Annotated in this window: 10 protein-coding genes; 6 read left to right on the top strand and 4 right to left on the bottom strand. The window is 33.8% G+C overall.

From position 1 onward, the window contains the following. Positions 1 to 126: 126 nt before the first annotated feature. Positions 127 to 1,536, bottom strand: coding sequence for a Mur ligase family protein (locus XJ32_RS08665; protein WP_077389108.1), 1,410 nt, complete (start codon positions 1,534 to 1,536; stop codon positions 127 to 129). 123 nt (positions 1,537 to 1,659) lie between these two features. On the opposite strand from XJ32_RS08665, the gene XJ32_RS13360 reads away from it, so the two are divergent. From XJ32_RS13360 to XJ32_RS08650, 5 genes are all read left to right on the top strand, one after another. Continuing rightward, a complete protein-coding gene (locus tag XJ32_RS13360) occupies positions 1,660 to 1,797 on the top strand; it encodes a hypothetical protein (protein ID WP_004087262.1) in 138 nt (45 codons plus the stop codon). 191 nt (positions 1,798 to 1,988) lie between these two features. Continuing rightward, the gene (locus XJ32_RS13355; protein WP_367635180.1) at positions 1,989 to 4,994 is read left to right on the top strand and encodes a type ISP restriction/modification enzyme; all 3,006 of its coding nucleotides are present in this window, start codon (positions 1,989 to 1,991) and stop codon (positions 4,992 to 4,994) included. 5 nt (positions 4,995 to 4,999) lie between these two features. Continuing rightward, on the top strand, positions 5,000 to 5,161 hold the full coding sequence (locus tag XJ32_RS12300) for a hypothetical protein (RefSeq protein ID WP_167619995.1): 162 nt from the start codon (positions 5,000 to 5,002) through the stop codon (positions 5,159 to 5,161). Beyond that, positions 5,161 to 5,304, top strand: a complete 144-nt coding sequence (locus XJ32_RS08655; RefSeq protein WP_077389106.1) for an adenine specific DNA methyltransferase — start codon at positions 5,161 to 5,163, stop codon at positions 5,302 to 5,304. The genes XJ32_RS12300 and XJ32_RS08655 overlap by 1 nt, the downstream gene beginning before the upstream one ends. A 1-nt stretch (position 5,305) precedes the next feature. Then, the gene (locus tag XJ32_RS08650) at positions 5,306 to 5,608 is read left to right on the top strand and encodes a type ISP restriction/modification enzyme (RefSeq protein ID WP_077389104.1); all 303 of its coding nucleotides are present in this window, start codon (positions 5,306 to 5,308) and stop codon (positions 5,606 to 5,608) included. 268 nt (positions 5,609 to 5,876) lie between these two features. Here the strand turns inward: XJ32_RS08650 and XJ32_RS08645 are convergent, their stop codons facing one another. Both XJ32_RS08645 and XJ32_RS08640 read right to left on the bottom strand, forming a co-directional pair. Continuing rightward, positions 5,877 to 7,625, bottom strand: a complete 1,749-nt coding sequence (locus tag XJ32_RS08645; protein ID WP_077389102.1) for a methyl-accepting chemotaxis protein — start codon at positions 7,623 to 7,625, stop codon at positions 5,877 to 5,879. A gap of 86 nt (positions 7,626 to 7,711) precedes the next feature. After that, positions 7,712 to 10,381, bottom strand: coding sequence for a hypothetical protein (locus XJ32_RS08640; RefSeq protein ID WP_077389100.1), 2,670 nt, complete (start codon positions 10,379 to 10,381; stop codon positions 7,712 to 7,714). Positions 10,382 to 10,546: 165 nt separating this feature from the next. Between XJ32_RS08640 and XJ32_RS08635 the strand changes: the two genes are divergently transcribed. Continuing rightward, complete coding sequence (locus XJ32_RS08635) at positions 10,547 to 11,314, top strand: ABC transporter ATP-binding protein (RefSeq protein WP_077389098.1); 768 nt, start codon at positions 10,547 to 10,549, stop codon at positions 11,312 to 11,314. A gap of 358 nt (positions 11,315 to 11,672) precedes the next feature. Here XJ32_RS08635 and XJ32_RS08630 read toward each other — a convergent pair whose 3' ends face one another. After that, the gene (locus XJ32_RS08630) at positions 11,673 to 12,392 is read right to left on the bottom strand and encodes a putative outer membrane beta-barrel protein (RefSeq protein ID WP_077389096.1); all 720 of its coding nucleotides are present in this window, start codon (positions 12,390 to 12,392) and stop codon (positions 11,673 to 11,675) included. Positions 12,393 to 12,440 lie beyond the last annotated feature (48 nt).

The following is a 12,440-nucleotide window of genomic DNA, read 5'->3' as shown; positions in this document are numbered from 1 at the left end:
GCTGACTTGAGATTATAGCTAAATATGAGATTTAATATTTTATAATTTTTGCAACCCATTAGATTCTATGCTATATCGCACACCTTAAAGTAAAGTGTAACGCTTCAAAATAGCTTTTATGTAATTTTATCCAAACACCTTTTCTATCAGCATGTTAAACCTATCACCCCTTTCCTTATATGATGAATACTGATCCAAACTAGCACATGCAGGGGATAGCATAATAATGGGCTTATTTGTATCACTACAGCATGTTTCTATATCTTTTATAGAATCTAGCAAGTAGTCTTCACGCAACTTAGAATAGATAGATTCCATAGCTTTATCTAAGCTTACGCACTCTTTTACCCATATATTTTTTGCCTTGCATTCATCTGCTATCATGCCTCCATCTTTTCCTATGCTAAAGACTTTTACTCCATTTTCTTGCAAAAATGGATATAGCATATTCATCTCTGCCCCTTTAGAATCTCCCCCTAAAATAAGATAGATTCTATACTGCTTATAGGTATGCAATGCAGAAAGGACTGCATGTGGATTTGTCGCTTTAGAATCATTTATGAAAAGTAAGCCTTGTCTCACATGCTCTTCCATGCGATATGCACCGATTTTATACTCTAAAATATTATTTATTTTAAAGTCAATATTGCCAAAACGCATACCACTAGCAGCCACGAGAAAATCGAGTCTAAAAGGCTCTTTAAAGCATTCAACATACTTCTTTTCACATTGCAAATAAGAGTAAAGCATATTAGAATCTGTATAAAGCATAACATTTGCTTTTGTGTTGTTTATAATATCTTTTGCTACTTCATATTGCATGAGTTCTTGCGGGATAAGGGCGTAATGCTTGCTTGGGTCTTTTGCGTCATTGATGTATTTAAGCGGTTTTAATTTATCGGCGATATAGGATTCAAATCCGCCATGCCAACTTATATGATCTTGACTTAAAGGTAATAAAATATAGATATTAGGCAAGGCGTAATGTGTGTAATGCAGAGTAAATGAGCTTGTCTCAAGCACCCATACAGCTTTAGAATCTTGCTTTGATACCACATCATAGACTTGATTTTGCACTCTATTGCATTGTGCTACATCAATCTGTGTGTCGTTAAAGTCCTGCATAAAAAGTGTCGCAAGGGGTGTGCCGATATTCCCACCACTCTTTGCATGTAACATACATGATAGCATTTCTGTTGTCGTTGTCTTGCCATTTGTCCCACTTATCCAAATGCTATATATCCCTTTTTTTATATGAAAAATAAAGTCATATTCACTCATAATATTCTTAAAATAGCTAAGAAAAGTAGAATCTGGGGCTATCCCCGGACTAATAATTGCTAAATTTGTATCACCATTTGGATTTTTTGTGCGAAGTGTCGCTACTTTTTTAAATGACTGGTAACTATTCCCTATAGAATCTATCTCATCATTTTCATACCTATCATCATAGATATGACAGATTATATTGTGCTTATTTAAAAGTGTAACTAATGCTTTATTAGTGATACCATAACCTAGAATGTTAATATACATACCCTACCCTTAATGCGTTAAGTTTTTGCAATTATAGCAAATCTAAGCGTTGCCTAATACATAAAATACTCTTGCAATTTTCACAAAAGCATTATAGAATCTAATCGTTAAATAAGGAAAGACATGCAAGAGATTCTAAAAGCTTATTTACTAGCAATAAAAGATATAAAGGAAAGTGATAAAGAACACACTTATCGCCCACATTTATACAATTTTCTAACTGCAATTAATGGGGGGGGGGGGGTAAATCTAGCTCCCTAGAATCTAAAAACAATATTTATATAACCCACGAGCCAAATAATGATAAAGAAGGCAGAGGCGCGCCAGATTTTTTAATCACAAAAGATTCTCTTACACTTGGCTATATTGAAAACAAACGCATAAATGCCCCTTTAGATGAAATCGCACAAAGTGATCAGATCAAAAAATACTTCCGCCTAAGCTCAAATATTATGCTTACAGACTATCTTAGATTCTGTCTTTTACACCAAGATGAAAAGGGCAAAATAAGCATAAAGCAAGAATGCAGAATCTGTGAGCATTCACAGCTAAAAGCCCTAGCTAAAAATCCCAAGATTTATGATGTAGATTCTAAAGCAAGAGAGCTGACCGAGCTTTTTACACTCTTTTTCTCTCAAAGTCCAAGCCCCATAAATACAGCTAAAGAGTTTGCAAACGCCTTGGCTCAAAGGACTAGAATCCTAAATTACGAGATTATACGCAATGAACACAACGATTCTATTCAAGATATGTTTAAGATCTTTAAGGTATCTCTTTATAAAGATTTAGAGTTTTTAATCTTTGCTGACAACTTCGCACAGACGCTGACTTATAGTCTATTTCTAGCAAGGCTAAATAACACTACAAATGAAAAAATTAATTTAGACAATGCCTATAATTTTATCCCAGAATCTTTTCCTTTAATCCGTGCAATGAGTCGCTTTTTAAATATTCTAAAAGAATTAGAAAGACACAATAATTTAAAAAAAATGACCCCTACTAGCTATCTACTAGAAGAAATTATTGAAATTATCAATCATATTGATATAAGTAGAATTATACAAGACCTTAATGCAAGTATGCAAAAAGATTTATTTGGTAACTATATACACAAAGACCCCTATTTACATTTATATGAAGACTTTCTAAAAGAGTATGACCCCGAGCTAAGAGAGTTAAGGGGAGTATATTACACTCCAGCCCCAGTAGTTAGATTTATCATAGATTCCATAGATTTAACTTTGCAAAAAGACTTTAATAAGAAAGGGTTAAAATCCGCCCTAGATAAAGATAGCGATATTACTCTGCTAGATTTTGCCACAGGCACAGGGACATTTTTGCTAGAAGCCTTTAGAAAAGCCCTAGAATCTAGTAATAAAAACAGCGTGAAATACAACCCAAAAGCCTTGATACAAAGATTCTATGGATTTGAGTTTTTAATCGCACCTTATACCATAGCACATTTAAAAATCTCTCAAGCCCTAAAGGAAGAGTTTAGTATAGAGTTAGAATACAACGATAAGAAAAAAGAATATGAAAGTCTAAACATTCGACTTACAAATACGCTTTATTCAAACAAACAAGAAGAAGAGTTGAATAAGCAAGTTATTCTTGTTGCAGGAATGAGGGAATTGGCAGAAGAATTTAAAGAATCTCAAAAAATTAAAGATAGCCCACAGATTCTTATCATTACAGGCAATCCCCCATATAGCGGAGCTAGTGCAAATAAGGGCTTATATGAAGATGAAGTGCGTATCGCCTATGGACTAGAGCCAAAACTCGCTGAGCTTACAAAACAAGATAAGGAGCATATAGAAAAATATTTCGAAGCTAAAATAGCCATGCCCCAAAAGAAAGAAGAATATTATAAAGACTGGTATAAAACTAATGAAAGTTGCATTTCAACCTTTAAGATAATTTTCGAAAAACACAAACTCCAAAATGAGAAAAATCCCAAATGGCTACTTGATGATTATGTCAAATTTATCCGCTTTGCTGAAAGTAAGATTGAGAAGCAAGAGGGCGGAATCTTTGCCTTTATCTCTAATAACGCCTTTTTAGACAACCCTACATTTCGCGGTATGCGTTATCACTTGCTAAAGACATTTGATAAAATCTATATTTTAGACCTACACGGCAATACGCGTAAAAAAGAGACCACACCAAGTGGAACTAAAGATGACAATGTGTTTGACATTATGCAAGGCGTTTCTATCAATATTTTTGTAAAACTTCCCTGTGAGAGTAAATCCACTCATCACGCAGAATCTTTATCTCCTTGCAATACTGAATCCACACCCACTTGTCATACTGAGCGTAGCGAAGTATCTAAAAACACTAAAAATAAAGATATTTCGCATTCGCTCAATATGACAAATAATCTAGCTACAATCTACCATTATGATCTCTATGGCAAAAGAAAAGATAAATACAACTTCCTTGCTAAAAACACCTTAGATTCTATCCCTTGGCAGATTCTAAATCCACAAAATCCTTTCTATCTCTTTATCCCACAAAATGAGTCATTAAGGGTAGAATATGATAAAGGCTGGAGTGTAAAGGATATTTTTAAGGTTTCTGGTGTGGGGATTTGCTCCAAAAGAGATAAGATAGTGTTTCACAATTCTAAAGAAAGTTTAAAATCAATGCTACACGATTTTATCACTAAACCAAAAGATGAGCTATATAAAATCTATGATATAGGGGAAGATTCTAGAGACTGGAAACTAGAATCTACCATAGAAGCAATTAGAGAAAATAAAGATAATTTAGATGAGTTTATAAAACTCTGCCATTATCGTCCTTTTGATATGCGTTGGACTTATTATATCAACAAATCTCGTGCTTTTATGGCGTATCCTGTCTATGATGTGTTTCAACATTTTCTACAAGATTCCAATAAAGCACTTTTAGTTTCAAGGCAGAGTCAAGCCGTTGGTGATAACGAGTTTAACGCTGTTTTTGTAAGCGATAAAATTGTGGATTTAAACTTTTATCGTAGAGGTGGGGAAGAAGTAATGCCCCTTTATGTCAAAGATTCTAAAACTTGTCATACTAAGCCTTGCGAAGTATCTATAAAATCCAAAAATACAAAAAAGCATAATAAAGATTTTTCGCCTACGGCTCAAAATGACAAGATGGAATCTCAAAATAACACCACAGAATCTACAATGCAATGGGTAGAAAACTTTACACAAAATTTTAGGGAATTTATAGATTCTAAGTATAAAGAGCATTTTAGCCCCGAGCAAATTCTAGGCTATATCTATGCAGTGCTATTTCATAAGGATTATAGAGAGAAGTATTTAGACTTTTTGAAAATTGACTTTCCTAAAATCCCCTTTGTAGAATCTAAAGAGAAATTTCTAGCCTTAAGCGATTTAGGCTTAGAGCTACTTAATACGCATTTAATGACAGATATTACAGAGAGAGAGAGAGAGAGAGAGAACAGAAAATGATGAGAATGACTTGCAATATAGGCTTAAATGTAGCACGACAATACAAAATAAGCGGTTCGTGGCAATGTGTGATAGCGACAAATACACTAGTAGATTTATCGCTAATGGGCGGTGGCAACACGGGAGCAGGGACAATATTCCCACTTTATCTCTACAAGGAAGCTTGATGAAAAATATCGGTTTAGTCTGTGATAGGGGGAGTAAATTATCTCATATTGATAATATTTTCATCACAGATTCTATTATTGATTTGCATTTAGTAGGCAGTGGGAGCTATGTTTTCCCACTTTATTTGACACAAAGGATATAGAATGAATGAGTTAGAATCTATCGGTGATCCATTTTATAATGACAAAAATGATAAAAATCCCATTATAGAAAAGCCCAACTACAACGCAGAATCTAAAAGACTTTTTATCAACAAAAGCTTATATTTTGACAAAGTGGATTCTAGCGTATGGGGATATAAAATCGGTGGTTATCAAGTCTTAGACAAATATCTTAAATCCCACAAAGGCGAAGAGATAGACTTCACGCATTTTCAAAAGATAATCCAAACCTTGCATAAAAGCCTAGAGATAGAATCTAAAATTAGTGATATTTCATTAGATTGAAAATACCATACAAAAGCCCCTATTTATACCTGAAATACAAAAGATTCTATTTTACTCATTGAAATATCCAATCGCTTAATTGGTGCTAATACTTTATTATTCACTGCTTTTCAACTCAAAACTTTTAGATTTTATATACAATAACTTGTTTAATAAACTATCAAATCTCAATAATCTCAAAAAAGCACACATAGCCTTGGCGTATTCTATCGCTCTTAGCAAAACCGCCTTTACTAATTTTAAGAATCTAAATATAAATCAAAATATCTTAAAACTTCTTACTATCCACATCTTCTAATATCTTACTTGCAATGGAATCTACTGCATTATAGATTTCTTGTGAATGATTCGCAATGCTTACATTTTGTTCTGTAATGCTTTCTAATTGTGAGATTGTCTCATTCATATTACCTACATTTTGTGTTTGCTGCTTGATAGATTCTGCCATATCATTAATGCTTTGGACTAAGACATTTGTGTTTGCTTCAATCTCACCTAAAGACTTTTGCGTTCTCTCTGCTAGTTTTCTCACCTCATCAGCTACGACTGCAAATCCTCTGCCATGCTCCCCTGCCCTTGCTGCTTCAATCGCTGCATTAAGTGCTAGTAGATTTGTCTGATCAGCTATATCTCTAATAATACCTATAATACTCTTAATGTCTTCGCTTTGCTTGATGACTTCATCTGTTTGACTTGAGACACTTTGCATAGATTCTGTGATAGTCTCTATTTGCTCTGCTGTATTTTGCAGAGATTTACTTTGTGTATGCGCACTTTCTGTGAGATTTTCAACTGCGTTTTCTAAATCTTTGTTTTTCTCACTCAATTCATGGGCGTAATTTGCTGATACCTTTAGCATGTGTGCGATAGAATCGCCTAGTCCATTTATCGCTACACCAAAGCCCTTTGCATTCTCGATTCTATCGGTAAAATCATTATTTGCATAGGAAGTAAATACGCGTTGGCTTTTCTTCAAATCATCGCCTAGCAATTCTAACAAGGTAGAAGACATAGCATTTATCGCATCTTTTAATTCATTAATTTGTGGATTAAGACTATTACACACTACAAGCTTGCCAAATCGCCCAACTTTTGCTTCTTCTACAACATTCAACACATCTTGCACGAGTATAGAATCTTGCTCTAAAGATTTATTTGTCTGCTGTATATTATCGCCAATGGTTTGAGCCATACGACCTAACTCATCTTTAGATTTTAAAGGGATAAAATCTATATGCGGAATCTCTCGGTTAAGATAGCGGAAAAAAGACACAACATTATGTTGTAAAACCTGTATCCCTTTCATCAAATTACTATAAAACATAATAATTGAAGGGCAGAATATAATTAAGAAAATGACGACTGAAAGCCACATATTTCTATATAGAATATCTTGCATACTGGTAAGCATAAGCTTTGATATTTTCCCTGTATGGTCTTGCAAGGTATCAATATATACACCAGTTGAGATCCATATATCATTTGTATTTGGTATCATAGCCGAATACGCAACCTTTTGTGCCTCGCCAAGCCGCCCATCTGGTAGTGGTTTAGAAAATACGAAATATACAAATTTTCCCTTGCCTTCCTTTGCATTCTTATAGAGTTCTTGCACATAATAGACTCCATTGGAATCTTTTGCATTTTCTAAAGAAGTCCCGATTAAATCTTTTCTGTTTGGGTGTGCTACATTGATATGCCCTTTATATGCAAAATAATATCCAGACTTATCGTTTTCAAAGTGAAAATCCTCAATAGCTTTTGCGATGATTTCAATTTGTGCTTTTTCATCTAAACCAGCGACTAACGCACCAAGACTTGATGCCATAGAATCTGTGCCTAACTTTATCTTTTCTTCTATCTCTTTTTGTATGACTTTATCAAGGTTATCTTGCATACTTTCAGCAATTTCTTCTTTTCCAAGCAGCATAAAACCAACAAAGATTGCAAAACTCATTAAAGAACCAAGTGCTAGTGCCAAAAACTTATATTTCAATGACAGATTGCTATACATCATTATGTTACCTCCCACTCTTAAAATAAAGTTGGGATTATAGCATATTTTACAGCATTTAGAATGATCATATATGAAAAATAAAACTCTTATGACAATTTCTTACTTTGATATAATGGACGATGTAAAATAAGTAAAGCAAGAATGCAAAGCATACCTACAAAGATAACTTCCCCAAATGAATTGAGTGCTTTTGTCTTGCTTATGATTAAGATTCCAAACGATACGCCTGTTGTTAAAACTGAAAAGAATATCGCATGGGCTGTGCGTAGATTCTGCCCTTCTTTTACAGAATAGATCCCATAATCAACACTCACAACTACAAGGATAAGCAAAGCAAAAAGGTGCATAATATTAAGCGTGCCATGTGCTGCTATCACACAAAGCGTGCAAGCAAGTGGAAATAATACAAACACAACAGAATCTAAAAATGCCTCTCTAGCTGTGATAAAAAGCATACAAATCATTAAACACAACGCAATAGCAAGGACTATAAGCATAGGCTTATAAATCGTATCTGTGATATTATCCATAATATGCTGTAAGCCTCGCATTTCAATGCTAGATTCTGTGTTTTTTAGCTGTTGCATGTTGGTGTTAGAATCTTTTATGCTTTCAAGTAATTCTGCATTCTCAAGGCGTTGTGAAAAAGTTTTAATATAATCTAAATCACTATTATTTACGATAGCTAAGTAATAGAATCTTTTTGTGCTAGATTTTGTAGAATCTTTAGTTTCTGCTGTGCTGTTAGATTCTATGTTTGTATCAGTAGATTCTGTAATTTTATTAGAATCTTTAGTTATCCCAGAATCTGTAATAGCATTAGATTTTATAGAATCTACAATAGCTTTAGAATCTCTATCTTCTACAACGATATTAAAGCCCATAGCAGAGAGATTCTCTAAGCTTAGTTGTGGTTTATCACCGAGCATATAACTCTCTTTAAACATAGCGAATAAATCATCTATAAAAGCCATTTTATCTTCTAAACTCATATCTTCATCTATGGAATCTTCATGTAATATTTGTAGTATTTTTGTGCGTAAATGTGGGAGTGATTGCAATAATGCGGCTTTATTTTCTGCTACAAGCTTAGATTCTATAAATTTAGCATTTAAATCCATTTGACTTTGTGTAGGCAAGAGTGAGAGTGGGATAAAAGTCTTTGCGTTGTTTGTATGTAAAAAGTCCTGCAAATCCCTAGCAAGAGCAATTAGGCTATCAAGACTACTACTTGATAATAAAATCTGTGTCGTATTATTCTGTGCGTTTGTAAAAAATGTGCGTTCATTCTGCATACGCTTATTTTGATAATCAAGCTTTGAGAGATCAAAATCAAGTCGCAAAAACATAAACGCAAACACAAAGGCACACAAAGACAGCCCTAAAAATGTATAGCTAGAGACTTTTTGGAATCTAATCTGTGCGAGTTTGGGGAATAATCTAGGCTTACTAAAACCAATCTTTGGATACATAAACGCAAAGCTAATATAGCAAAGTGTAAGCGAAATAATCGCGTATAAAGAAAGTTGAGAAAGCAGGGGAAATGGTATAAACAAACACGCACTAAAGCCAATAATAGTGGTAATATAGCCATAAAATACAGGGCGATTAAACACCTTTTTAGCGCTTACATAGAGATTGAAGAAATTATGGTGCATCATATAATCAATAGCAATATTGCTAATCCCCATGCCAAAGCTTAATGCCATAATCGTTACCTTTGGATATACGCTTGATACCACTAAAATGGCGATAATATTTGCAGTAATAAGAGTGCAAATCGTATTTAATGTAAGTAGTGGAATGCGGATAATCACAAAATACAGCGTAATAAATGCAAGGGTTGCAAAACTTAGCAAGAAATTGACTTCATTAAGGATTAAGCCTAGATTTTCTACACTCATAAAATTTTGTGAAAAATACCGAATGTTTGGATACTCTGTTGCAATGCGTGCAAAGCCCTCCAAAGTCTCTTTTACACTCTCACTCTTTACATCTTTCATGGTTACAATCGCCATATAGCCATAATCTTTTGCCACAAAGATATAGGGCTTTGGTGTCTGCAATATTAAAAGTTGCAAAGGATCACTTGGGTGAAATATCGTATTATAAGATTGTGCGTTGTTTTTAGATTCTATGTTTTTGTCATTTTGAGCCTTTAAAAAAGGTGAAATATCCTTATTTTCATTGACTTTAGATTCTATATTTTTTTGAGTATTTTTCACATTCTCTTTTTTAGAATCTTTATTAGAATCTACACTTTGTTTAGATTCTATATCTTTAGAATCTCTCATTTTTTCTATATCAATTAATCCACTATCAAGCACTTCTTCTTCAAGCATTTGAGATTGTAGTGATTTTAATCCATTTAGCACACGCGATTCAATCTCTTCTTTTGTAAGCACCTTATCTAAAGGCTTGGGACTAGCAGTATAGAGATAATCCTGTGCGAGAAAATCTTCTAGAGATTCTGAAGCACTTGTGCGAGTAATCACACTATCTATATTTGGCATATCTTTTATTTTAAATAAAAACTCATCTAGCGTATCCCTAGATTCTCGACTAAATCCTTTTATAGCTACAAGGATATGATTTGAGTTTGCAAACTTTTGATAAATGTCAATGATTTGCTTATCCTCTGTTTGTGGGAATAAATCAAGCACTTCTTGCGTGATTTTTATCCTATCATTATAAAAAAATATTGAAAATAAAGCCACAGCAAACACCAAAGCCACAACATTTACAAAATGACGCATAAAAACCCTTAATAAATTATTTTTTCAAATATAATGCAGTGTATTTGCCCTTATTTCTGTTGATTATCTGTTTTTAAATCCCGCATTATATCCTAAAATTTATGCTAAATTACACAACAATGACTTATATTTGTTATTATAATTCACACATAAAAAAGGAAAATCATGCGACTAGAAGTTTGCAACATTAATCATACTTTCACATATAATACTTTTTTTAAAAAACACACAAAACAGATTCTAAATAATGTAAGTTTTAAAATGAAGCAAGGGGAAAACATTGCACTTATAGGACCTAGTGGTTGTGGCAAAAGCACATTGGCAAAGATTATCGCACAACTCCAAAAGCCACAAAGTGGGCAAATACTCTTTAATGGCAAGGCAGTAAATTTAGAGAATCTTCAGCAAAAAAAAGAGTTTTACAAACAAGCACAAATATTATTCCAAGACCCTTTAAGCTCTCTTAACCCACGATACAATGTCCTAGAGCATTTACAAGAGCCACTCAACCACCTTTTAAATATTCAAAGCAAATCAGCACAACTACAAAAAATATACCCCATTCTAGAGCAATTAGACCTACCAAATAGCATACTCTATCATTATCCCGCAATGCTTTCTGGCGGACAAGCACAGCGGGTATGTATCGCACGAATGCTACTTATAAAGCCCTTATTTGTTATCCTTGATGAGACTACTTCTGGGCTTGATTATGAACTACAAGAAGAGATATGGAATCTCTTTTTAGATATGCAAAAAACATATAACACAACCTTTTTGTTTATCACGCACGACCTTATACTCGCAAGAAAATATTGTCAAAGAATTATACTCATGGAAGAGGGCAAGATTATCGAAGATCTAAATGCAAACGATGAATTTAAGTCGAATTTAGGCAAAGAATTTGACGCATGTTTCCACGCGGTGTTGTAAAATCAAACTGCATGGTTTAGAGACTTTTATGTGAGATTGCATTATTAATGCGTATGAGCAAAAGATTGATCCACGGAAACACCCTGAAAAAACGAAAAATCTTTTTAAGTTCTGTATAAGATATTTCTCTTTGCCACCTACACATAAAGACTATTACACTAAATCTAAACTATTGTTTTATAAGTTTTTGCGAAGCATCCCTGTTTAAATGTCGAAACAGGCATAAGTTTTAGATCTAGAGTAATACAAAAGGCATAAAAAGTTAAATACATATCCTTAAAGAGATTCTATAAACATAAAATCTCTTTAAGCTTTAAGCAATTCTTAGTTTGCTTTTTGTGCTATGGATTGAAGTGGGTTAGAATCTAAAATTCACCCCTAAATGAAAGCTAAAAGGGCTGTTTAAATCTACCATTTGATATTTTACCTGTTGTCCCGCAACCATCGGTGGAAAACCTTGCGTTGAGTATTTCTCTGGTATATCATAGATTAAATAGCGGATTCTAAACTCAAACTCAAGAAAAGATAAAGCATAAGCCACCCCAGCATTAATGCTACCACCAAAGGCATTCATATTGCCAAGGTGTTGAGTATTAATAATATTATGAGCTAGTCCTGCCCCAGCAAACGCACTTAGTCCCCCTGTGATAACAAAGCGATAATCAGCGTTAAGTCCAATTGTGTGCATGTTATATGAACCAAGTGTCCTTTCATTGCTATTAAAGTATGAGTTCATATAATCAATATAGATTCTTACACCATGACGAGTGAGAAAATACATATCATAGCCAACTTTTGCTCCATAGCTTGCCCCAAACAAGCTTTTATCATAATCGCCGGGTAAATCATCATAGGGGTGAGTTGTGTTGTAATATTCTGATGACATTTGCATAAGACTACCACCACCAAAGATCCCTAGCACAAACTTATTTTGATTTTCTCCGTTAGTATCAGTAGAATCATTGCTTTCATCTGCATAGGTTAGCATTGATAAACACGTACATATACTCAATGAAGCAACAAGCTTTTTTAGGGTATTCACACTTATAATGTGTGATCTTGTATCACAAACTTTCATATCACTCTCCCAAATGTTAAAAATGTCAATGAAAATACGGCGGTGATT

Source organism: Helicobacter bilis, assembly GCF_001999985.1.
Taxonomy (GTDB): domain Bacteria; phylum Campylobacterota; class Campylobacteria; order Campylobacterales; family Helicobacteraceae; genus Helicobacter_A; species Helicobacter_A rappini.
This window is presented reverse-complemented; position numbering and strand designations above follow the sequence as displayed.